The sequence below is a fragment of the Mesorhizobium sp. M0598 genome (genome assembly GCF_040320865.1).
GTDB lineage: Bacteria > Pseudomonadota > Alphaproteobacteria > Rhizobiales > Rhizobiaceae > Mesorhizobium.
In genome coordinates, this window is the sequence record NZ_JAMYQL010000001.1 from 1 (window position 1) to 23,581 (window position 23,581).

A 23,581-nucleotide genomic window follows, 5' to 3' on the forward strand; every position below is an offset into this window, starting at 1 on the left:
GATGGATGCGTAGGGACGGTCATCGGATGCTCCTCTCAAGCTGAAGGTTGACACTTCATGCTCGGAGGCCGATGGCCGTCCGTCACCCCTGATCGATTAAAGCCTCACCGACGCTGCCAACGAAGCTCACGCCTCAACCCCGCGCCCCTCCCGCGAGCGGGTTCGTTCCCTGGCGCAAAACAGACTTAGCCCCAGCCTGATGAGCGGTGCTTTCTCAGTGTGAGTTCGTCCCCGCTCACACCGCCACCCTCCCCTGCTCCGCCTCCGCCGCATTCGGATCGCCCGGCGCCGTCGCCCAGGCCAGCTCCACCAGCGTCACTGTCCGCCGTCCGACCCCGTCGAGCTGGCAGACGATCAGCCCCTGTTCCTCGATATAGCTCAGCAGGCGCCGGGCGCGGCGTAGCGAGTGCGAGCCGTAGGCGCGGGCGATTGCCGCGTCGCTCGGGCAGGGCCAGCCCTCCTTGGCGGCGCGAGCGATCATCATGAACACGCCTTGCATGTCCTCGGGCAGCAGCGAGGCGCGCGCCGAGACGTCCTGCCAGGCGTCGTCGCCTGCCATGTCGGAGCCGAGGCCGGCGCGGGCGCGGGTCAGCATGCGGCGGAACTCGGGCAGGTCCGGCACGACCGAGGCGAGGCCCTCGATGCGGCAGCGGACCACGAACTCCTGATAAAGCACGCCGATGACCCGGAAGCCGGCATCGGGTTGCGCCAGCGCGGCGCGCAGCACCCGGTCGACGCGCTCGCGCCGCTCCGCCAAATCCTCGGCGCTGATCGGCGGCTCCACCGGTTCGGGGCGGATTTCCAGCGCCGCCGATTTTGCTGCCATCAGCTGATCGAGCAGGTCCGGCGACGAGCGGCGCTGCGGCCGCACGGTTTCCGGCGGCGGCGCCGCCAGGATGATCGCGCGGGCATCCTCCAACGCCGCTTCCGGCAGCGGCATCAGGCGCGGGGTCGCATTGCGTGGACTCGTATCCGTCGGGCCGATGCGCAAGCCGAGCGGACGGCGCGACAGCGCCGGGCCGAGCGCCATGAATTGCCCGCGCTCCAGGTCGCGAAAAGCCTCGGCCTGGCGGCGCTCCATGCCGAGAAGGTCGGCGGCACGCGCCATGTCGATATCGAGAAAAGTCCGACCCATGAGGAAATTGGAAGCCTCGGCGGCGACGTTCTTGGCAAGCTTGGCCAGCCGCTGGGTGGCGATGATGCCGGCCAGCCCGCGTTTGCGGCCGCGGCACATCAGATTGGTCATGGCGCCGAGCGAGAGCTTGCGTGCCTCGTCCGAAACCTCGCCGGCGACGGCCGGCGCGAACAGCTGCGCCTCGTCCACCACCACCAGCATCGGGTACCAGTGGTCGCGGGCGACCTCGAAAAGCCCGCCGAGGAAGGCGGCGGCGCGCCGCATCTGGTTCTCGGCGTCGAGCCCCTCGAGATTGAGCACCGTGGAGACGCGGTGGATGCGCGCCCGCTCGCCGGCGCTCTGCAGGCCGCGCTCGGTATGCTCCTCGGCGTCGATCACCAGATGGCCAAAACGGTCGCCCAGCGTCACGAAGTCGCCTTCGGGGTCGATGATGGTCTGCTGCACCCAGGGCGCGCTCTGCTCCAAGAGCCGGCGCAGCAGGTGGGACTTGCCGGAGCCCGAATTGCCCTGCACCAGAAGCCGCGTCGCCAGCAGTTCCTCAAGATCCAGCGCCGCCGGGGCGCCTGCGCTCGTCTGGCCCATCTCGATCGCAACGGTCATGTCTCGACTCTCCTTGCGGAGAGGCTTATCAACCGCATCACAGCCCGTCGAGCGCGCCATGGCCGGCGCTCCGTGTTGCGCACAGGCTGGATGTCGCGGACGATCGAGGATACGGAACGTACCGTTTCGATTCGATGAGGCTTGTCTCTTCAGGTCGAAAACCGGTACCCGCCTTTCACCGGCTGGGCCTGCCTGGCTTTCTGCGAGCCGGCGCGCGCGGCCGCCGCTAGAATGCTCTCCACCAGATCCTTTTCGCGCAGCGGTTTGCCGAGCAGCGGCACGTCGGGGGGCCGGTCGGCGATCGCGTCGGCATCGGCATATCCCGTTATCATCACCGCCGGCCAATCGGCCCGCAGATTGCGGGCGAACCGAATGACCTCCAGGCCCGAGACGAGCGGCATGGCAAAATCGGTGACGATGACATCGAAATCGTACGGCGCCCGCTCGATCATCGCCAGCGCTTCCGCACCGCCCCCGGCACAGGTCACCGCAAAGCCGTGTTGGCGAAGCGATTGCGCCGTCAGTTCCCGTAGTACATTGCTGTCGTCGATCAGCAGGACCGATGGATAGTCCTCGCCGGCATTCACGACGGTGTCGTCGGCATCGGATTTCTCGGGGATTTCGACCGGGCGCTCGATTGAACGCGGCAGCCAGAGCTGGACGGATGTTCCACTGCCGACGGTGCTTTCAATGCGAAGCGTGCCGCCCGATTGCTTGACGAAACCATGCACCGTGCTCAGACCGAGGCCAGTGCCTTTGCCGACCGGTTTTGTGGTGAAGAACGGTTCGACGACCTTGGCGAGAATGTCAGCCGGTATGCCCGACCCCGTGTCCTTGACCGTGACCACGACATAGTCGCCCGCCGAAATATCCTCGGCTGCACTGCGTAGCGTTCGATTTTGCGCCTCCACGATTATCGTGCCGCCGGACGGCATGGCATCGCGCGCGTTGAAGACCAGGTTCATCAGCGCGAGCTCCAGCTGGCTGGCATCGACATGCGCCGGCCACACAGTGTCGTCGACAAGCCAATCGAAACGGATCAGGCCGCCCAGGACCGGGGCCACCAACCCGTTCATTGTATCGCCGAGCGCGGCGAGGCGCACGGCCTGCGGCCTCAGCGTCTGGCGGCGCGAGAAGGCAAGCATGCGGTTGACGAGCTCGGCGCCTTGTTTTGCCGACCGGCGTGTCAGTTCCAGAACCTGCCTGGTCTGTCCGTCGAACTCGGCATGGCGCTCGAGCAATCCCAATCCGCTGAGAATTGCGGCAAGCAGATTGTTGAAATCATGCGCCAGGCCGCCGGTAAGCTTGCCGATCGCGTCGAGGCGCTGCGACTGCAGCAGCTGGTCCTCAAGCTCGCGCCGCTCGGTAACGTCCAGCAATGTGCCGAGGATCTCGGGCTTCCGGCCGTCGGAGCCATTCGACAGGACGCCCTGGTCGAGAAAAATCCGGTAATTGCCGTCGGCGCATTGCCAGCGGAATTCGCAGGTGTAGGAGCCGGTGGCCTTGGCTGCGAGCAGGACCTCCCTCACTCTCGGCAGATCGTCGGGATGAACGCGGCTCAGGCCGAAGCCTGGATCGGCGGTCAGCCGTTCCGCAGGAAAGCCGGTCAGGCGTTCGACCCCTTCGGTGACAAAGCTGGCGCCGAACGGCGGCTCCGCCGCCCTTGCGTGGAAGCAGACCGGAAGAGAGCTCAAAATGGCATGCTGCCGCTCCTGTGCGCTGCGCAGCGCCCGCTCGGCCTCGAGCTTTTCCTTCTGCGCTTGCAGTGCCTGGGCCAGCAGCCGTTGCTCGGCAGCCGCCTTTTGCTGGATTTCGAGCGTCTTCTCATGAAGTTCCACGAACACGGCAACCTTGGAACGCAGCATGGCCGGGTCGAAAGGCTTGAACACGTAATCCACCGCGCCGGCGTCGTAGCCGCGCAGCATGTGCGCGTCTTCCTTGTTGATGGCGGTGAGAAAAATTATCGGCGTTCGCCTGGATTGCTCGCGCTGGCGGATCAATCCCGCGGTCTCGTAGCCATCCAGCCGGGGCATCAGCACGTCCAGCAGGATGACCGCGAAATCCTCCTTCAGCAGTGCGCGCAACGCCTCTTCGCCCGACTGCACGCAAACGACTTCACCGATAGGGGCCAGAACCTCGCCGATCGCCAGCAGATTGCGCTCATCGTCATCCACGGCCAGGATGCGCGCCTTTGCCGGCCCCGCTGCCGGCGCCATGACCTCCAGCTTCCTTGCTCCGTTTCTCGACAGCTTCTGCATCGAGCGGCCGTCAGTTCACTGCCATGAGCGTCTTTTCCGGACCATGGACACGGGATCGCGAACGGCCGATCCAGACACGCAGCAATGCCAACAGAAGATCGAGGTCGACAGGCTTGGCGATGTAGTCGGAGGCGCCGGCGTCGAGGCACTTCTGCCGGTCGCCCTTCATTGCCTTGGCTGTGACCGAGATCAACGGGATATGGGCGATCGCCGGCATGCTGCGGATCTGCCGCATCGTCTCGTAGCCATCCATTTCCGGCATCATGATATCGATCAGTGCCGCATCGATGTCCGGGCTCTGCTCCAGAAGCGCGATACCTTCCCGGCCGCGCTCCGCATGCAGCACCTGGATGTCATAGGTCTCGAGAACGCTGGTAAGCGAATAGATGTTGCGGATGTCGTCGTCGACGATGAGGACCTTTGCGCCGGCGAGGTCGAATTTGTCCGGCTGTTCGGCTGCCGCACCATCGTTTTCGTGGCCTCGCCCGGGGAGTGTTGCCGACATCAGGAGAGCCAGCTGCGCGAAATTCTCCGCCCGCGGAACATCCACCAATGCCGGATGCAAGGCGAGCGACTGTTGCAGCGCTTCCGGATGAGGCGCAAAGAACAGCAGTCGCGACACCGACTGCCCGAACAGGACGGCAATCTCATCCAGCATCTGCGCGTTGTCCTTGGCCGAGCGGCCAAAGCCGAGCACAACGGCATCATAGTTGGCGATGCCGATTTCGTCCGCATTCGCCGCGACGCGGCCGATCGCCGTAACCGAGGTGACGCCGTCGCGGATCACCTCGATCAGCGAAAGGCGGCGCTCGGGATCGGGATCGGCAATCAGGACGCGGCTCTGGACGCGGAGCTTTCTGGAATGAATATCCTGGAAGACCTTCATCAGTTCGTCCGACGATACAGGCTTGGTTGAAATGCTGGATGCCCCCTTGCGGGCAAGCACCTCGATGTCTTCGGCGCCCGAGATGACATGAACGGGAATGTCCTTGGTTTTCGGGTCATGGCGAAGCAGATCGAACAACACCCAGCCGTCGATATCCGATAGTCCGAGATCGAACGTAATCGCGTCGGGAACCAGCTTGCGTGCCAAAGCCAGCGTGCCGGAGCCCGCAGTCGACAGGACGCCTTTCAGCCCGGCCGAACGTGCAAGGCCGAGCAGCAAACCGCCGAAGGTCGGGTCGTCCTCGACGATCAGCACGACCCGATCTTCAGACGAGATCGTGTCGCGGTCATCGAGCAATTCGGAGGACGGGGGGCTCGGCTGCGCTGTCGTCGCGGCCACTTCCATCGCCGGCAGCAACGCCGCTTGCGGGGCCAAGGCCATCCGGGGTCCGTCGAATGGAATGACCAGAGTGAACGTCGAACCCTTGCCCGGCGTGCTCTCGACCCGCAATTCGCCGCCGAGCAGCCGGGCAATCTCCCGGCTGATCGAGAGCCCAAGCCCGGTGCCGCCATATTTGCGGCTTGTGGTGCCATCGGCCTGCTGGAAGGCCTCGAAAATCAGCTTCTGCTTGTCCTGCGGAATACCGATGCCGGTATCGCTGACCATGATCGCGAGCGCCTCCATCGGTTGCACCGAGCCGTTGTGACGGCCCGTCTTTTCGGCTCGGAAATTCAAGCGAACCTCGCCTTGCGAGGTGAACTTGAAGGCGTTCGACAAAAGGTTGAGCACGATCTGCTGCAAGCGCTTCTCGTCGGTGCGGACGGTCTCCGGAAGCTCGGGGTCGACATTGATGGTGAAGCCAAGTCCCTTGTCGGTCGCCAACTGCCGGAAGGTTCGCTCCATATGCTGGCGAAGATGCACCACTGGCATATCGTTGATATCGATCGAGACGGTGCCCGATTCGATCTTCGACAGGTCGAGGATGTCGTTGATGAGGCTCAAGAGGTCGGTGCCGGCCGAATTGATGGTGCGCGCGAACTCGACCTGCTTGTCGTTGAGATTGCCCTGCTGGTTGGTTGCGAGCAGGTTTGAAAGGATGAGCAGCGAGTTCAGCGGCGTGCGCAGTTCGTGGCTCATATTGGCGAGGAATTCCGACTTGTATTTCGAGGTAAGCGCCAGCTGCTCGGCTTTCTCCTCCAGCGCCCGCCGCGCCATCTCGATTTCCAGGTTCTTGTTCTCCACCTGCTTCTTTTCGTTCTCGAGCAGCTGCGCCTTTTCCTGCAGCTCCTCATTGGTGGCGTGCAGCTCCTCCTGCTTCTTGGTCAGTTCGGTCTGACGCGCCTGCAATTCCGAGGTCAGCAGCTGCGACTGCTTGAGCAGGCCTTCGGTGCGCATGGTGGCGGCGATGGTGTTGAGAACGATGCCGACGGATTCCATCAGCTGGTTGAGGAACGACTGGTGCGTGTCGCGGAATTCGCTGAACGAGGCGAGTTCGATGACGGCCTTCACCTCGTCCTCGAACAGAGCCGGAAGAATGATCACGTTCGCCGGCGCGGCATTGCCAAGGCCGGAGGTAACGCGCAGGAAATTCGGCGGCACATTGTCCAGCATGATGGCGCGCTTGTCGGCGGCACTCTGCCCGACAAGGCCTTCGCGCAGATCGAGGCGTTGCTTGATGTCCGCCTTGCTTTCGGCGCCATAGGAGGCGGCGAGCTCCAGATAGAATTCATCCTCGTCGCGGTTGGTCACGTAGAACACGCCATATTGCGCATTCACAAGCGGGGCGAGTTCGGACATGATGAGGCGCGAGATCGTGGCCAGGTCGCGCTCGCCCTGCAGCATGCGCGAGAAGCGGGCGAGATTGGTCTTCAGCCAGTCCTGCTCGGCATTCTTCAGCGTCTGGTCCTTCAAATTGCGGATCATCTCGTTGATGTTGTCTTTCAGCGCCGCCACCTCGCCGGAGGCCTGGACGCTGATCGAGCGGGTCAGATCGCCCTTGGTCACCGCCGTCGACACCTCGGCGATGGCGCGCACCTGGGTGGTCAGGTTGGCCGCGAGCTGATTGACATTGTCGGTCAGGTCGCGCCAAAGGCCGGCAGCGCCGGGCACCCGGGCCTGGCCGCCGAGCTTGCCTTCGATGCCCACTTCGCGGGCGACGTTGGTCACCTGGTCGGCGAAGGTCGCCAGCGTCTCGATCATGCCATTGATGGTGTCGGCGAGCGAGGCGATCTCGCCCTTGGCATCGACCGTCAGCTTGCGCTTGAGATTGCCTTGCGCGACCGCGGTCACGACATCGGCGATGCCGCGCACCTGGTTGGTCAGGTTCGTCGCCATCAAGTTGACGTTGTCGGTCAGGTCCTTCCAGGTGCCGGCAACGCCCTCGACCCGCGCCTGGCCGCCGAGCTTGCCCTCGGTGCCGACCTCGCGGGCGACACGCGTCACTTCGCCGGCAAAGGAGTTCAGCTGGTCGACCATGGTGTTGATCGTCGATTTCAGCTCCAGGATCTCGCCCTTGACGTCGACGGTGATCTTCTTCGACAGGTCGCCGCGCGCCACAGCGGTGGTCACCTCGGCGATGTTGCGGACCTGGCCGGTCAGGTTCTCGGCCATCGAATTCACATTGTCGGTCAGATCCTTCCAGGTGCCGGCAACGCCGCGCACCTGCGCTTGGCCGCCGAGCTTGCCTTCGGTGCCGACCTCGCGCGCAACGCGCGTCACCTCCGAGGCAAAGGAATTCAGCTGGTCGACCATCGTATTGATGGTGTCCTTGAGCTCGAGGATCTCGCCGCGCACATCGACCGTGATCTTCTTCGACAGGTCGCCCAGCGCCACCGCAGTCGTCACCTCGGCGATGTTGCGCACCTGGCCGGTCAGGTTGGCGGCCATCGCATTGACATTGTCGGTCAAGTCCTTCCAGGTGCCGGCAACGCCGCGCACCTGCGCCTGGCCGCCGAGCTTGCCGTCCGAACCGACCTCGCGCGCCACGCGCGTCACCTCGGAAGCGAAGGAATTCAGCTGGTCGACCATCGTGTTGATGACGTCCTTGATCTGCAGGATCTCGCCCAGCGCATCGACGGTGATCTTCTGGGTCAAATCGCCGGTCGCAATTGCCGTCGCCACCTTGGAGACGTCGCGCAACTGCACGGTCAGATTTCCGGCCATGGCGTTGACGTTGTCGGTCAGGTCCTTCCAGGTGCCGCCGACACCCTCGACATGCGCCTGGCCGCCGAGCTTGCCTTCCGACCCCACTTCGCGCGCCACACGCGTCACTTCCGAGGCGAAGGAATTGAGCTGGTCGACCATCGTGTTGACGGTATCCTTGAGCTCCAGGATTTCGCCCTTGACGTCGACGGTGATCTTCTTCGACAGGTCGCCGCGGGCAACGGCGGTCGTCACCTCGGCGATGTTGCGAACCTGGCCGGTCAGGTTGGCGGCCATCAGGTTGACGTTATCGGTCAGGTCTTTCCAGGTGCCGCCGACCCCTTTCACCTCGGCCTGGCCGCCGAGCTTGCCTTCGGTTCCGACCTCGCGCGCCACACGCGTCACTTCCGAAGCGAAGGAATTGAGCTGGTCGACCATCGTGTTGATGGTGTCCTTGAGCTCGAGGATTTCGCCCTGCACGGCGACAGTGATCTTCTTCGACAAGTCGCCCGAAGCGACGGCGGTCGTCACCTCGGCGATGTTGCGGACCTGGCCGGTCAGGTTCTCGGCCATCGAATTGACGTTGTCGGTCAGGTCCTTCCAGGTGCCGGCGACGCCGCGCACCTGAGCCTGGCCGCCGAGCTTGCCCTCAGTGCCGACTTCGCGGGCGACACGCGTCACCTCGCCGGCAAATGAGTTCAGCTGGTCGACCATGGTGTTGATGGTCGATTTCAGTTCGAGGATCTCGCCCTTGACGTCGACCGTGATCTTCTTCGACAGGTCGCCAAGCGCCACAGCCGTCGTCACCTCGGCTATATTGCGCACCTGGCCGGTCAGGTTCTCGGCCATCAGGTTGACGTTGTCGGTCAGGTCCTTCCAGGTGCCGCCGACACCTTCGACGCGCGCCTGGCCGCCGAGCTTGCCTTCTGTACCGACTTCGCGCGCGACGCGCGTCACTTCCGAGGCGAAGGAATTGAGCTGGTCGACCATCGTGTTGATGGTGTTCTTGAGTTCGAGGATTTCGCCTTTCACGTCGACGGTAATCTTCTTCGACAGGTCGCCGGAAGCGACGGCGGTCGTCACCTCGGCGATGTTGCGCACCTGCCCGGTCAGGTTCGTCGCCATGGCGTTGACGTTGTCGGTCAGGTCCTTCCAGGTCCCGGCCACACCTTTCACGCGGGCCTGGCCGCCGAGCTTGCCTTCGGTGCCGACCTCGCGCGCCACGCGCGTCACTTCCGAGGCGAAGGAGGCCAGTTGCCCGACCATGGTGTTGACGATCTTGCCGATGCGCAGAAACTCGCCGCGCAGCTGCCGGCCGTCGATTTCGACCATCATCATCTGCGACAGGTCGCCTTTGGCGACCGCGCCGATGACGCGCGCCACTTCGGCCGTCGGCTGAACCATGTCCTCGATCAGATCGTTGACGGAACGGACGCTCGATTCCCAGCTGCCGGTGGCGTTGCGGACACGGCCGCGTTCGCCGATCCGGCCATCCTTGCCGACGACCTTGCTGAGGCGTTCGAACTCGCGCGTGACCTGATCGTTGAGTTCTACGATTTCGTTGAAGGTGTCGGCGATCTCGGAATCAAGGCCGGCGTAGACATTGTCGATACGAACGGAGAAATCACCGCTCCGAAAAGCCTTCAGCGCGTTCAGTATTTGACGGTGGTCCAATTGCCTTGTGGATGCAAGCACGCTCACAGCGCCCCTCCCAGCTCACGGATTTCTTGAATGTCCTAGTGAAACTGTCCCCTGCGGCCGACACAACTCCCCGCAAGCGCAACAACGCGGCGTGCTCCATTTGGTTCCAGACGAAATTGCCGCGATGCGGCCCGAATTTCGCGGCCGAATTCATGAAACGACGAACAACAAAGATCCATAGTGATTGTATCGATCACTATTTCTGTCCAACGGAACATCTCGAAAAAACTCTCGTTGGTATAGATCGCGATAGAGCGATGCAACTCGATGGAGACACTAAGATGATGAAAATTCTCTCTGCATCCCTACTTGCTATCGGCCTGGCCACATCTGCCATGGCACAATCCATGGGCTCCGGGACCAATAACGACCCCAATACCGGCGTCAACACAGGCACTTCCGGCGGCAACACCGGGACCGGCAGCGCAACTACCCCGAACACGATCGATCCGAACGCAACGAACGCCACCACGCCGCAGACAAACGGTATGGAGGACCGCTGTAAGGATACGGCGAGCAGCGATACCGACAACAATACCCCCAGCGGCGCCATGACGTCGGATATGCAGAACTGCAATAAGTAACGGAGTTTTGCTCAGCCCTCATTTCAGCCCGCTGCCTGGTCCAGACCGGTGCTCGCGGTTCAAACCACAGCCAGAAACATGCACAGACCGGGCAGGGGCTCATTACTTCTGAATGGATCGGCGAGCCCAAGCCGGGCGGCCGATTAACTAGTCTCAGCTAGGTTCTGCGACAGGCGGCGGCCAGCCCGGACGGGCGGGCGGCCGTTCTGCTGATTTTCGCGGAGAGAACTGGTGGAGCCAATCGGAATCGAACCGACGACCTCTTGAATGCCATTCAAGCGCTCTCCCAACTGAGCTATGGCCCCACTCCGGCAGTTCACCGGCGCCGTTTCCGGCGAAGAGATCCGGCGCGGGTTCTAGACCGCGCCGTTAGTGAAGGCGGCTTCTAACCCCGCCTTCAGTCAATATCAAGCCTTCAAGAACCGCTTTTTCTAGGCAGCGCCGCGAAAGCCGGCGAATGCGGTTCGCTCAGACTTCGTCGTCGTCTTCGCCGACGCCGATCATGTCGGCAACGTCGTCGTCTTCTTCCTCCTCGTCGGCGAGGAACGTGTCATCCTCGTCATCGCCAAGGTCAACGTCGTCTTCGTCAGCGCCGAGATCGGGAAGCTCGTCGGCCTTCGCGTCCTCGTCCGCCTCTTCGAGCGAGACGACCTCGACGCCCTCTTCCTCCTCGGCGTCCACTTCCTTCTCGGCAACTTCCTCTTCCTCCTCGAGGGCGGCGATCTTGCCTTCCTCGAAATAGGAGCGCGGATAGCTCTTGCCCGTGTAAGGCGAGACGATCGGGTCCTTGTTCAAGTCATAGAATTTTCGACCCGTCTCCGGGTCGATGCGTTTGGTGCCAAGTTCGGGTTTTGCCACAGCAAGCCTCGTCGATGAAAGTTTGGTCCCCTTAACCAGAGTTTACGGCGCTGTCAAAGCGAAAAGCCGGCGTCCCAAAAAGCTTGAATTCGAAGGCCTTCATACCAAGGGGATGACCATTTCGGTACGCCATGATAGGAGACCCCGCAAACCAGCAGAAAATGGCCGGCCGCCGGCGTTTCCAGGAAAGAACCATGTCGCACACTGCCGCCCCGAAGCAGGCCACCGCCCGCAAATCATCTGGCCTTTCAGGCGCGGCACGGGTGCCGGGCGACAAGTCGATCTCGCACCGCTCGTTTATGTTCGGTGGCCTGGCCTCCGGCGAAACCCGCATCACCGGGCTGCTGGAAGGCGAGGATGTGATGCGTACGGGCGCTGCCATGAAGGCCATGGGCGCCCATATCGAGAAGCATGGCACTGAGTGGGTGATCCGCGGTACCGGCAACGGCGCGCTGCTGCAGCCGGAAGGCCCGCTCGATTTCGGCAATGCCGGCACGGGCTCACGCCTCACCATGGGCCTGGTCGGCACCTATGACATGGAAACCACCTTCATCGGCGACGCCTCGCTGTCCGGCCGGCCGATGGGCCGGGTGCTCGAACCGCTCCGCCAGATGGGCGTGCAGGTGCTGAAGGCGACGCCCGGCGACCGCATGCCGATCACGCTGCACGGGCCCAAGCACGCCGCGCCGATCACCTACCGCGTGCCGATGGCATCGGCACAGGTCAAGTCGGCGGTGCTGCTGGCTGGGCTGAACACGCCGGGCATCACCACCGTCATCGAGCCGGTTATGACGCGCGACCACACCGAAAAGATGCTCAAGGGGTTCGGCGCCAATCTGTCGGTCGAGACCGACGAGCGCGGCGTGCGCCACATTTTCATCGAAGGCCAGGGCAAGCTCACGGGACAGACGATCGCGGTGCCTAGCGACCCCTCCTCGGCCGGCTTCCCGCTGGTGGCGGCGCTGATCGTGCCGGGCTCGGACATTACAATCGAAAACGTGCTGATGAACCCGACCCGCACCGGACTTCTGTTGACGCTGCAGGAAATGGGCGCGCGCATCGACATAATCGACCCGCGCAACGAAGGCGGCGAGGATGTTGCCGATCTGCGCGTGCGTTACTCCGAGTTGAAAGGCGTCACCGTGCCGCCCGAACGGGCGCCGACCATGATCGACGAGTATCCGGTGCTTGCCGTGGCGGCCAGCTTCGCCGAGGGCGAAACGCTGATGCTTGGCCTGGAAGAGCTGCGGGTGAAGGAATCCGACCGGCTGTCGGCGGTCGCCAACGGGCTGAAGCTCAATGGCGTCGATTGCAGCGAAGGCGAGGCCTCGCTTGTCGTGCGCGGAAAACCCGGCGGCAAGGGCCTCGGCCAGCATCCCAACGGACAGGGCACTGTCGTCCAGACCCATCTCGACCACCGCATCGCCATGAGCTTCCTGGTGATGGGGCTGGCGACGGAAAAACCGGTAACCATCGACGACCAGGCGATGATCGCAACGAGCTTTCCGGAGTTCATGGGGCTGATGAAGGGGCTGGGTGCGGAGATCGAGTAACTTGATAGCAATCAATAGCCTTGGGGGTTGGGGCCAAACTGGAACGTCGGCGGGACAGCGCCCCCCTTGTAACTTGTTTCTTGCCGACTCTGCTATGAAGGCAGGTGCGGTGGCGGACGGGAGACCGGAGCATCTTTGGGTGATCGAGCCCGTGGGAGAGCAAGGGTCTTCGTCCGCCGTTCCATCGAACCCGAACAGTCGCCTGGGCCGCAAGCGAAGCCCGATTAGGCAAGGATGGGACAGGATGGAAATCATTGTTGGCATCGACGTTTCCAAGGATCGGCTCGACGTGCATGTTTTGCCGTCCGGCGAGGCGTTCTCGGTGGAGAATGACCACGCCGGGGTGGAGGATCTGGTTCGGCGGCTGGCAGCCCTTTCGCCGGCCGTTGTCGGATTGGAGTCGACAGGCAGCTTCGAGAGACTGGCGGTCGCCGCCTTGGCAGGCGCCGGCCTGGCGATTGTCGTGGTCAATCCGGCGCAGGTGCGCGCCTATGCCAATGCACTCGGCAAGCGGGCCAAGACCGACCCGATCGATGCCGCCGTCATTGCCGCTTTCATCGCCGCGACCAGGCCGCAATTGCGGCCATTGCGCGACGCCGAAACCGAGGCCCTGGCCGAGCTCGTCGCCCGCCGGCGTCAGATCGTGCAGATGATCGTAGCGGAGGAGAACCGTGCTCGCACGGTCATCGCGAAACAGGCGCAAAAGAGCATCCACCGGCTGCTCGTCGCGCTTCGGCGTGAGCTGGCGAGCCTCGATGGCGACATTGACGGTCATATCCGCAAGTCTCCAGTCTGGCGGGTCAATGAAAAGCTGCTCTCCTCCGTGCCGGGCGTCGGTCCTGTCGTTGCCCGCAGCCTGATTGCCGAAATGCCGGAACTGGGCAGCCTCGATCGCCGCCAGATCGCCGCGCTCGCCGGCCTTGCGCCATGGACGAGGCAGTCCGGCAAATGGCGCGGCAAGAGCTTCATCGGCGGCGGCAGGAGCCATGTGCGCGCCGTCCTCTTCATGGCCGCCCTCGTCGCCATCAGGCATAACCCCACGCTCAAGGCTTTCCGCGACCGCCTGATCAAGGCCGGCAAGCCGAAGATCGTCGCCGTCGTGGCCACAATGCGCAAGCTTCTCACGATCCTCAACGCAATCGTCCGGGACCAAAAACCATGGCAAACAGCTTGACAGCCAAGACAGTCGCTCTGTCCTGCCGGACATCTCCCCCACAAGGAGGGAGATTGGCAGCTTCGGCGCTCCGCTCAATCCTGCGACGTAGACAATTGGCGAAAGCCGCGATGGCCGCCGATCTCCCCCCAAGTGGGGGAGATGTCCGGCAGGACAGAGGAGGGCGCGAAGGATCGCCACGCCTATCTGGATCATTGCGCTTTTCGATTCCGGTGGGCGGCCAATGACCTCAACTTTCACCATCGCCATCGACGGCCCTGCCGGTGCCGGCAAAGGCACCCTCGCCCGGCGGCTCGCCGACCACTACCGGCTGAACCTGCTCGACACAGGCCTTACCTATCGCGCAGTGGCGCATGCGCTGCTTCGGCTCGGCCTGCCGCTCGACAATGTTTCGGCCGCTGAAACCGCGGCCCGGCAGGTCGATCTGGCAAAGCTCGACCGCGCCATGCTTTCGGCACACGCGGTCGGCGAGGCGGCTTCGAAAGTGGCAGTGATCCCGTCGGTGCGGCGCATCCTGGTCGAGAAACAGCGTGACTTCGCAAGAACACCGCCTGGTGCGGTGCTCGACGGCCGCGACATCGGCACCGTCGTCTGTCCCGATGCCGACGTAAAACTCTATGTCACGGCCAGCGCCGAGGTGCGGGCAAAGCGGCGGCTGGACGAAATCGAGAGCATCGGCGGCACTGCCAATTTCGACGAAATCCTTGCCGACATCGTGCGCCGCGACGAGCGCGACATGGGCCGCATGGACTCGCCCTTGAAGCCGGCGGCCGATGCGCACTTGCTCGACACGTCGGAAATGGCTATAGAAGCCGCGTTTCTGGCAGCTCAGGCGATCATCGACGATGTCCTGGCCAAGAGAAACGAAGCCTGAGCCGGGTTTTCCTGCCGCCGCCGATTGCCGGCGACAAAAAGACTTCCCATATCGGGTATGAACCAGCCTGCTAGCATTCTTCATGCGCCGGAATTGCCGCTCAAGGGCGGCCAAGGGCTTTTTGCCCGGAACGCCGGCAGGCCAACGCAACGCTAACCCACGGCGCCCGCCCCGCGACAGATTGCGGGGCATTCCAGGAGAAACTATGTCAGTTGCAAATCCCACTCGCGATGATTTCGCGAGCCTGCTCGAAGAATCATTTTCCGCCGGCCATTCCGGCGAAGGCCAGGTCGTCAAGGGCATCATCACCGCCATTGAGAAGGACATGGCCATCATCGACGTCGGCCTCAAGGTCGAAGGCCGCGTGCCGCTGAAGGAATTCGGCGTCAAGGGCAAGGACACGACGCTCAAGGTCGGCGACACGGTCGAGGTCTATGTCGAGCGTATCGAGAACGCGCTTGGCGAAGCCATGCTGTCGCGCGAAAAGGCCCGCCGCGAAGAGAGCTGGGTCCGTCTCGAAGAGAAGTTCACCAAGGGCGAACGCGTCGAAGGCGTCATCTTCAACCAGGTCAAGGGCGGCTTCACCGTCGACCTCGACGGTGCCGTGGCCTTCCTGCCGCGCAGCCAGGTCGACATCCGCCCGATCCGCGACGTCTCGCCGCTGATGCACAACCCGCAGCCCTTCGAGATCCTCAAGATGGATCGCCGCCGCGGCAACATCGTGGTGTCGCGCCGCACCGTGCTCGAGGAAAGCCGCGCCGAACAGCGTTCGGAAATCGTGCAGAACCTCGAAGAAGGCCAGGTGGTCGAAGGCGTCGTCAAGAACATCACCGACTATGGTGCGTTCGTCGACCTCGGCGGCATCGACGGCCTTCTGCACGTCACCGACATGGCATGGCGCCGCGTCAACCATCCGACCGAAATCCTCAATATCGGCCAGACGGTCAAGGTGCAGATCATCCGCATCAACCAGGAAACCCACCGCATCTCGCTCGGGATGAAGCAGCTCGAGAGCGATCCGTGGTCCGAGATCGGCACCAAGTTCCCGATCGGCAAGAAGATCAAGGGTACCGTCACCAACATCACCGACTACGGCGCGTTCGTCGAGCTGGAGCCGGGCATCGAAGGCCTCATCCACGTTTCGGAAATGTCGTGGACCAAGAAGAACGTGCATCCCGGCAAGATCCTGTCGACGACGCAGGAAGTCGACGTGGTGGTGCTCGAAGTCGATCCGGCCAAGCGCCGCATCTCGCTCGGCCTCAAGCAGACGCTGGAGAACCCGTGGGAGGCCTTCGCGCGCAGCCACCCGGTCGGCAGCCAGGTTGAGGGCGAGGTCAAGAACAAGACCGAGTTCGGCCTGTTCATCGGCCTCGAAGGCGACGTCGACGGCATGGTCCACCTTTCCGACCTCGACTGGACCCGTCCTGGCGAGCAGGTGATCGAGGAGTACAATCGCGGCGACATGGTCAAGGCGCAGGTGCTCGACGTCGACATCGACAAGGAACGCATCTCGCTCGGCATCAAGCAACTGGCCAAGGATACGGTCGGCGAAGCAGCGACGTCAGGCGAACTGCGCAAGAACGCAGTCGTCACCTGCGAGGTTATCGGCGTGAAGGATGGCGGTCTGGAAGTGCGGCTGGTCGACAGCGGCATCGAGACCTTCATCAAGCGCTCCGACCTCAGCCGTGACCGCGACGAGCAGCGCCCCGAGCGCTTCACCGTCGGCCAGAAAGTCGACGCCCGCGTCATCGCCTTCGACAAGAAGACCCGCAAGCTGCAGGTCTCGATCAAGGCGCTGGAAATCGCCGAAGAGAAGGAAGCGGTCGCCCAATACGGTTCGACCGACTCCGGCGCTTCGCTGGGCGACATCCTGGGTGCCGCGCTGAAGAAGCAGGGCAGCTAAGCCAAGACCGCGCCTCGCGCGGGTTATAAACGAAACAAAAAGCCCCGCCGGAACGATCCGGCGGGGCTTTTGCTTGTGACCTTTGCTTGCGACGGACCTCAGGCTCAGGCCCGGCCGTAGAGTGGCACCAGCGTGCCGCTGATCGCCATGTTGGCCGGCGAGGCAAGGTAGGCAATGGCCTCGGCCGCCGCTTCAAGGCTGACCCATCTGCTGAAATCTGCGTTCGGCATGTCAGCCCGGTTGGCCGGCGTGTCGAGTGTCGAAGGCGCCACGGCGTTGACCAGGATGCCGTTGCCCTTCAGCTCTTCGGCTATCGCCACGGTCATCGCGGCGACTGCCGCCTTGGCGGCGGCATAGGCCACCTTGCCGGAGCCGCGCCGCGGATCGAGCCCGGCTCGCGCGGTGACATTGACGATGCGGCCCGGCACGGAAGATCCCAGCATCGAGCGTATCGCCGCGCGGCAGCACAGAAAGGTGGTGCGGGCATTGGTGTCCATCATCTCGGCGAAGGAGGCGGGTTCGATCTTCTCGACCGGCGCCGCGGTGAAGCCGCCGGCAAGATGCACCGATGCCCATAAATTTGGAACGCTGGCATAGAAGGCGTCGACCTTGGCAGGGTCGGCAAGGTCGACATTGTGCGCCAGCCTGACGCGGTCATGCGCCGGAAAGGGAAAATGCGCAGGCGCGGCAGCGTGGGCATTGGGCACATGGCAGATCGCGCCCTGCTCCAGCAGTTTTCCTACGACCGCGCCGCCAAGGGCACCGGTGCCGCCGGTCACCACGATATGTCTGCCGTCCAGTGTTTCCGTCATATTCGACCGCTCCGTCATTGCGCGCCGCCGATGCGGAAGGTCGCGCCTTTCGCGCGATCACTCAACCGAAATCTCGATGACGTAAGGTCGTCCAGTCGCCCGCGCGCGCCCAAGCGCGTCCGCCAAGCCGCCGGTACCGGAAATCCGCTCGGCGGCAATGCCGTAGGCTTCGGCCAATTTGCAGAAATCCGGCGGTGCCGGGGAGACGCCGACCGGCTCGACGCCGACGTCGAGCATCGAGGTTTCGATCTCGCGGTAGCCACGATTGTTCCAGACTGTGAAGATCACCGGCGCCGCCGCGTCGAGCGCGGCGCCCAGTTCCGGCAGGGTGAACTGGAAGCCGCCGTCGCCGGTGAGGCAAACGACCGGCGCCTCAGGCCTGGCAAGGACGGCACCGATCGCCGCCGGCGGGCCATAGCCGAGCGCGCCGAAGCCGGTGGCGGCGTTGAACCAGCCGCCCGGCCGGTCATGATCGTAATAGAGGTTGGCGGCGTAGACCGGCTGGGTCGAATCGCCGACGATGATCGCGCCAGGCAGCGCATCGCGGATCGTCTCGACGGCGCGCAGTTGCGCCTGCATGGCCGGGCCAATCTCGGCAAAGGCCGCCTGCCGCGTCGCGGCGGCGCGGGCTGAACCATCATCCAATGGCGTCTCGTGCGTGCCGATTTCGGCAAGCAGCGCCTTGAGCGCCGCTCCGCAATCGGCTTGGATCGAAATCCGCGCAGGCCGGCGGGCAAGCTGGTCGGCGCCGATGTCGATGCGGATCAGGTTGGCGGGCAGGACAAAACCGCCGTCGCCATAGCCATCATAGTCGGTCGGACCGAATTCGGTGCCGGCCGCAATGACCAGGTCGGCATCGGCGATCAGCGCACGCACCGCCTTCAGGCTGGGGCTGGCCGGCACGCCAAGTGGATGACGATAGAGCAGGCCGCGCGCATTAGCGGTCTGGACGACCGGCGCTCCCAGCCTCTCGGCCAGGTGCTGCAACGGCGCTTCGGCGGCCTTGGCGCCGCCTCCGGCGAGGATAAGCGGCCGGCGGGCAGACGCGCACAGCCTTGCCGCCTCTGCAATCGCCACCACATCCGGCTCGGGCGGCGCTGAATTCCGCAGCAGCGGCACGATGCCGTTGGCCGGCATGGTCATGACATCGGTCGGGATCTCAATATGCACCGGACCCGGACGCGAGGATGAGAACAGCGCAAAGGCGCGGGCGAGCACGCCGGGCAGTTCGCCGGCCTCGGTGACACGGTGCGAAAACAGCGCCACCTTCTCCATCATGCCGCGCTGGTCCGGCAGTTCATGCAGATGGCCAAGGCCTTTGCCCAGCGTCGGTGTGGCGTTGACGCCCGAGATTACCAGCATCGGCACCGAATCGGCGCGCGCCTGACCCATGGCGGTGATGGTGTTGGTCAGCCCCGGCCCGGTGATGACGAACGCGATACCCGGCCTGCCGCTGGCGCGCGCGTAGCCGTCAGCCATGAAGCCGGCGCCCTGCTCGTGGCGCGGCGTGACGTGACGGATCTTCGATCGCGCAAGCCCGCGATAGAGCTCGACCGTGTGTACGCCGGGAATGCCGAAGACGGTGTCGACGCCGTGCGCTTCGAGCAAGGTGATGAGCGCTTCGCCGATGGTCGTCATTGTCTTAGCACCGGGCGCGTGAGGCACGTAGGGCCGCCCTCGCAGGCAATGCATAGCGCATCGGCCTCGAATGTCGAGACCGTACAGCCGGCGGCTTGCATGGCAGCCGCCGTCTTCGGAAAACCGGCAACGGCGATAACCTGGCGCGGCGCGGTCGGCAGCACGTTGAGGCTGAGCCCATTCGAGGCGAAGAATTCGTCGGCGTCGCCCTCGACCAGCCGAATGGCGCGTTCGCGCAGCATCTGGTGGAAGGCGACCGGCAGGAGGGGCGCATAGACCAGCGCCAGATCGTCTGCGAGCGGGCTGATCACCGACATCAGGTGCAGGCAGGCCTCCTCGCCCTGCCAGAGCGGCAGGTCGAAGCCATAGACCTGGATGCCCTTGGGTGAAAGCAGGTTGGAGAGCTGCTGGATGCCGTGCTGATTGGTGCGCACGCCGCGGCCAACCGCGAGCGTGTTTGCATCCACCCACACGCAGTCGCCGCCCTCGACCTGGCCGGGAGCCTCGATACGGCCGAGGATGGGGACGCCCATGCGCCGGTAGGCTGCCTCGTGCAGGCCGGGCTCTGGCCGGCGCAGCGCCTTGCCCATGGCAAGGATGACCGCGCCATGGTCGGTCATCAGCGACGGATCGTGGGTAAAGACCGAATCGGCAAGCCCGTCATCGGCGTCGCTCAGCCATTCGATTTCGGCGCCTGAGACAGAAATCAGCCTGGCCAGTGCATCATGCTGGGCCGCCGCTTTTTGCGGATCGAAGCCGGGGCCATAGTGCCACTCCAGCGCTTCGGCCCGACGCATGGCGCTGGCAGCGGAGCACATCAGCACGCGCTGCAGCGGCCCGGCCATCGACTGCGACCCGTATGCTTTGCCCACTAAGTTCTCCTGAAACGCGCCCCTCCTGCCAATAGCCACTCGGCAGGCCGTGATCAATGGTCCAAAAACTGCGGTTGACGGAGGCAAGCGGAACGGTCCATCTTGAGAATCGGAACGCAGTCCAGTGACGGGTAATGGGTAAAAAATTCCAGCAAGCACTGCCTCGGCTGCTACGCGGGGCGCCGCGACGATGACAGCGCCGGCCACCGCCCTGAAGCATACGGCGCAGAACGGCGCCGCCGAAGCCATCCACGTCGAGAACCTGCACAAGAATTTCGACAAGCTGCATGTATTGAAGGGCGTTTCGCTGTCGGCGCGCGATGGCGAGGTGATCGCCATCATCGGCGGCAGCGGCTCGGGCAAATCGACGCTGCTGCGCTGCATCAACTGCCTGGAGAACCCGACCAGCGGCATCATCCGGGTCAATGGCGAAGAGATAAAGCTGAAGGCCGACAGCTACGGCCACACCGTGCCCGCCGACCGCAAGCAGATCGAACGCATCCGCTCCAAGCTCGGCATGGTCTTCCAGAACTTCAATCTGTGGAGCCACATGACGTTGATCGAGAACGTCATCGAGGTTCCCGTGCATGTGCTCGGCGTCATGCGCGATGTGGCGATCGGCGAGGCGGAAAAATTGCTCGCCCGCGTCGGCCTGGCCGAAAAACGCGACGTCTATCCCGCTTATCTGTCGGGCGGCCAACAGCAGCGCGCCGCGATCGCCAGGGCGCTGGCCATCAATCCGCGCGTCATGCTGTTCGATGAGCCGACCTCGGCGCTCGACCCGGAGTTGGTCGGTGAGGTGCTGAAGGTGATCGGCGACCTGGCGCGCGAAGGCCGCACCATGGTGCTGGTTACCCATGAGATGAAGTTTGCCCGCGAGGTCGCGACGCATGTCGTCTACCTCCACAACGGGCTGGTCGAGGAAGAAGGGCCGCCGGAACAGATTTTCGGCGCGCCGAAATCCGAAAGGCTGAAGCAGTTCATCCGCAACATCAGTTAAACTGTGGGCGGACGAAAACCGGGAACAACAACAAAACTGGGAGTCATGACGATGAAGATTATTCTCAAGACCTTTGCCGCAGCGCTGCTGCTCGGCGTTGCCGCGATGGGCGTGGCCAAGGCCGATCCGGTCAAGATCGGCGTCGCCGCCGAACCCTATCCGCCCTTCGCCTCGCCGGACGCTTCCGGCAAATGGGTCGGCTGGGAGATCGAATTCATCGATGCCGTCTGCGCCGAGGAGAAGCTCGACTGCGTCATCACCCCCGTCGCCTGGGACGGCATCATTCCGGCGCTGACGACCAAGAAGATCGATCTTATCGCCGCCTCGATGTCGATCACCGCCGAGCGCGAGAAGACGATCGCCTTCTCGGACAAATATTACAACACCCCGACTGCGATCATCGGGCCGAAGGACCAGAAGTTCGGCTCAACACCGGAGGACCTCAAGGGCAAGATCATCGGCGTCCAAGTCTCGACCGTACACGCCGACTACGCCAAGAAGCACTTCGCCGACGCGGCGGAAATCAAGGAATACCAGACCCAGGACGAGGCCAACCAGGATCTTGCCGCCGGCCGGGTCGACGCGGTGCAGGCCGATTCCATTGCCCTCGACGCCTTCCTGAAATCGGACCAGGGCAAGCAATGCTGCGATCTGAAGGGCATGGTCGCGCCGGATCTGGCCATTCTCGGGCCCGGCGTCGGCGCCGGCGTCCGGAAGGAAGACACCGAGTTGAAGGAAAAGATCAACGCCGGCATCAAGGCCATCCGCGCCAATGGCAAATATGACGAGATTTCGAAGAAGTACTTCGACTTCGACATTTACGGCGCCGACACGCAGTCGAACTGACGACCTCATCCATGAGCGACTAACCACGCGGCCCCGATAGAGCCGCGTGGTTAGTCGAAATCCATCGACGCGTGCTTCCGCGGGCGGAGATCGCCGGCGGTTTTAGCGCCAGCAATTCGAGGGCGACGCTGATCGACGCATTTGTTCCGGCTTGGGCCGCCTCTGCCATCGCGCTTCTCTCGCCCACGCCACCGGGCTGGGGTGGAACGCTCATGGTCGGGCTGTTCCATACGATCGAGATCGCGGTCGGCGCCACCTGTCTCGGCCTTTTGATCGGCATCGGCGGCGCCTCCGGCAAGCTGTATGGTGGTCCGGTGGTGCGCGATCTCCTGGCAGTCTATACGACCGTCGTGCGCGCCGTGCCGGAGCTGGTGCTGATCCTTCTGCTCTATTACGCCGGCACCGACCTGATCAATCAGATGCTGACGGCAATGGGCTATCAGCGCATGGACATTAGCGGGCTGGCGGCCGGCATTGCCGTGCTCGGCTTCGTCCAGGGCGCCTATTCGACCGAGGTGATCCGCGGGGCGATCCTCGCCATTCCGCAGGGCCAGATCGAAGCCGCGCGCGCCTATGGCATGTCTCCCGGCCTGCTGCTGCGGCGCATCACGCTGCCGGCGATGCTGCCGTTCGCCATACCCGGTCTTGCCAATCTTTGGCTGATCGCCACCAAGGACACCGCCCTGCTGGCGGTCGTCGGCTTTTTCGAGCTGACATTGGCGACACGGCAGGCGGCCGGCGTCACCAAAGCCTATCTGACATTCTTTGTCGCCGCCGGCGCGATCTACCTTCTGTTGACGCTGGTCTCCAACCTGATCATCGGCCGCATCGAGAGCTGGGCCCGCCGCGGCATGCCGTCGCTCAAGGAGGCCCGTTGATGGCTGGCCCGGTGATGACTGGCGAAGCGGCCGTCGAGATAGCCGCACGCGCTTCGCTGTGGCTGAAGCCGCATCGTATCGCGCTGATCCTGATCGCGCTGGGGCTGGTTTTGGCGGCGGCCGTCTTCATGCGCTGGGACTGGCTGCCGAAATATTACGGGATGGGATTGCTCGGCATCTGGCGCGCGCTGTGGATTCTTGCCGTCACCTGCACGCTGGGCTTCCTGCTCGCCATGCCGCTCGGACTGGCACAAGCCGCAGGCTCTTTCTGGTTCGCGGCGCCCGCCAAGGCCTTCTGCACGGTCATCAGGGGAACGCCGCTGCTGCTGCAGCTCTGGTTGCTCTATTACGGGCTGGGCTCGCTGTTTCCACAATATCCATGGATTCGCGAGTCCTGGATGTGGCCCTATCTGAGGCAGGCATGGCCCTATGGCGTGCTCGGGCTGACGCTGTCCTTCGCCGGCTATGAGGGCGAGGTGATGCGAGGCGCTTTTGCCGGCGTACCGAAAGGCCAATTGGAAGCCGCCCGCGCCTTCGGCATGAGCCGCTGGAGGATTTTCCGGCGAATCTGGCTGCCGCAGGCCTTCTACCGCGCGCTTCCGACACTGACGGGCGAAATCGTGCTGCAGCTGAAATCGACGCCGCTGGTGGCGACCATCAGCGTGATCGACATATTCGCCGTCTCTTCAAAGGCGCGTCAGGATACCTACCTCACCTATGAACCCTTGCTGCTCCTGGCGTTGATCTATATGGCGATCACCGGCATTCTCGTCTTCACCCTGGGCAAGATCGAGGCGCGGATTCCGAACAAGATCGGTTAGCGAATAGGGAGTAGTGAATAGCGAATAGTTTTGCTGATTTCCCTACT

At 63.7% G+C, this 23,581-nt stretch carries 16 protein-coding genes and 1 tRNA gene; 9 read left to right on the forward strand and 8 right to left on the reverse strand.

Annotated features, from left to right (window positions below; genetic code table 11):
* Positions 1–235: 235 nt before the first annotated feature.
* The 3 genes from NKI59_RS00005 to NKI59_RS00015 form a co-directional block, all read right to left on the reverse strand.
* A complete protein-coding gene (locus NKI59_RS00005; protein ID WP_352701615.1) occupies positions 236–1,735 on the reverse strand; it encodes a helicase HerA domain-containing protein in 1,500 nt (499 codons plus the stop codon).
* Positions 1,736–1,884: 149 nt separating this feature from the next.
* Positions 1,885–3,951, reverse strand: coding sequence for a PAS domain-containing hybrid sensor histidine kinase/response regulator (locus NKI59_RS00010; protein ID WP_352701617.1), 2,067 nt, complete (start codon positions 3,949–3,951; stop codon positions 1,885–1,887).
* Positions 3,952–4,003: 52 nt separating this feature from the next.
* Positions 4,004–9,715 carry a HAMP domain-containing protein gene (locus tag NKI59_RS00015; RefSeq protein WP_352702246.1) on the reverse strand — a complete coding sequence of 1,904 codons (5,712 nt, stop codon included), beginning with the start codon at positions 9,713–9,715 and terminating at the stop codon, positions 4,004–4,006.
* Between the two features lie 287 nt (positions 9,716–10,002).
* On the opposite strand from NKI59_RS00015, the gene NKI59_RS00020 reads away from it, so the two are divergent.
* A complete protein-coding gene (locus NKI59_RS00020; RefSeq protein ID WP_352701619.1) occupies positions 10,003–10,305 on the forward strand; it encodes a hypothetical protein in 303 nt (100 codons plus the stop codon).
* A gap of 229 nt (positions 10,306–10,534) precedes the next feature.
* Here NKI59_RS00020 and NKI59_RS00025 read toward each other — a convergent pair.
* Together NKI59_RS00025 and NKI59_RS00030 are read right to left on the reverse strand one after the other, a co-directional pair.
* Positions 10,535–10,610 (reverse strand) — tRNA-Ala (locus NKI59_RS00025).
* 163 nt (positions 10,611–10,773) lie between these two features.
* Positions 10,774–11,163 carry a TIGR02300 family protein gene (locus tag NKI59_RS00030; RefSeq protein WP_352701622.1) on the reverse strand — a complete coding sequence of 130 codons (390 nt, stop codon included), beginning with the start codon at positions 11,161–11,163 and terminating at the stop codon, positions 10,774–10,776.
* Positions 11,164–11,357: 194 nt separating this feature from the next.
* Between NKI59_RS00030 and aroA the strand changes: the two genes are divergently transcribed.
* The 4 genes from aroA to rpsA all read left to right on the forward strand — a co-directional run bounded on the left by aroA (position 11,358) and on the right by rpsA (position 16,667).
* Complete coding sequence (gene aroA, locus NKI59_RS00035; RefSeq protein ID WP_352701624.1) at positions 11,358–12,716, forward strand: 3-phosphoshikimate 1-carboxyvinyltransferase; 1,359 nt, start codon at positions 11,358–11,360, stop codon at positions 12,714–12,716.
* Between the two features lie 244 nt (positions 12,717–12,960).
* Positions 12,961–13,890 carry an IS110 family RNA-guided transposase gene (locus tag NKI59_RS00040; RefSeq protein WP_352701626.1) on the forward strand — a complete coding sequence of 310 codons (930 nt, stop codon included), beginning with the start codon at positions 12,961–12,963 and terminating at the stop codon, positions 13,888–13,890.
* A gap of 223 nt (positions 13,891–14,113) precedes the next feature.
* Positions 14,114–14,764 carry a (d)CMP kinase gene (gene cmk, locus NKI59_RS00045; protein ID WP_352701628.1) on the forward strand — a complete coding sequence of 217 codons (651 nt, stop codon included), beginning with the start codon at positions 14,114–14,116 and terminating at the stop codon, positions 14,762–14,764.
* A gap of 205 nt (positions 14,765–14,969) precedes the next feature.
* A complete protein-coding gene (gene rpsA / locus NKI59_RS00050) occupies positions 14,970–16,667 on the forward strand; it encodes a 30S ribosomal protein S1 (RefSeq protein WP_023676278.1) in 1,698 nt (565 codons plus the stop codon).
* A 104-nt stretch (positions 16,668–16,771) separates the two neighbouring features.
* Here the strand turns inward: rpsA and NKI59_RS00055 are convergent, their stop codons facing one another.
* From NKI59_RS00055 to NKI59_RS00065, 3 genes are read right to left on the reverse strand one after another with little or no spacing between them, the layout of a single operon-like run.
* Positions 16,772–17,479: an SDR family NAD(P)-dependent oxidoreductase gene (locus NKI59_RS00055; RefSeq protein ID WP_352701630.1), complete on the reverse strand. Its 708-nt coding sequence runs from the start codon at positions 17,477–17,479 to the stop codon at positions 16,772–16,774.
* A gap of 57 nt (positions 17,480–17,536) precedes the next feature.
* Complete coding sequence (locus NKI59_RS00060; RefSeq protein ID WP_352701632.1) at positions 17,537–19,117, reverse strand: 5-guanidino-2-oxopentanoate decarboxylase; 1,581 nt, start codon at positions 19,115–19,117, stop codon at positions 17,537–17,539.
* Positions 19,114–19,962, reverse strand: coding sequence for a dimethylarginine dimethylaminohydrolase family protein (locus tag NKI59_RS00065; RefSeq protein WP_352702248.1), 849 nt, complete (start codon positions 19,960–19,962; stop codon positions 19,114–19,116). The genes NKI59_RS00060 and NKI59_RS00065 overlap by 4 nt, the downstream gene beginning before the upstream one ends.
* A gap of 217 nt (positions 19,963–20,179) precedes the next feature.
* Between NKI59_RS00065 and NKI59_RS00070 the strand changes: the two genes are divergently transcribed.
* From NKI59_RS00070 to NKI59_RS00085, 4 genes are all read left to right on the forward strand, one after another.
* Positions 20,180–20,989 (forward strand): ABC transporter ATP-binding protein, encoded by an 810-nt coding sequence (locus NKI59_RS00070; RefSeq protein WP_352701635.1) that lies wholly within the window; start codon positions 20,180–20,182, stop codon positions 20,987–20,989.
* Positions 20,990–21,040: 51 nt separating this feature from the next.
* Positions 21,041–21,835 (forward strand): transporter substrate-binding domain-containing protein, encoded by a 795-nt coding sequence (locus tag NKI59_RS00075; protein WP_023676273.1) that lies wholly within the window; start codon positions 21,041–21,043, stop codon positions 21,833–21,835.
* 212 nt (positions 21,836–22,047) lie between these two features.
* Entirely contained in the window at positions 22,048–22,713 is a 666-nt protein-coding gene (locus NKI59_RS00080; RefSeq protein WP_352702250.1) for an ABC transporter permease, read from the forward strand.
* Positions 22,714–22,727: 14 nt separating this feature from the next.
* The gene (locus NKI59_RS00085; RefSeq protein ID WP_352702253.1) at positions 22,728–23,534 is read left to right on the forward strand and encodes an ABC transporter permease; all 807 of its coding nucleotides are present in this window, start codon (positions 22,728–22,730) and stop codon (positions 23,532–23,534) included.
* Positions 23,535–23,581 lie beyond the last annotated feature (47 nt).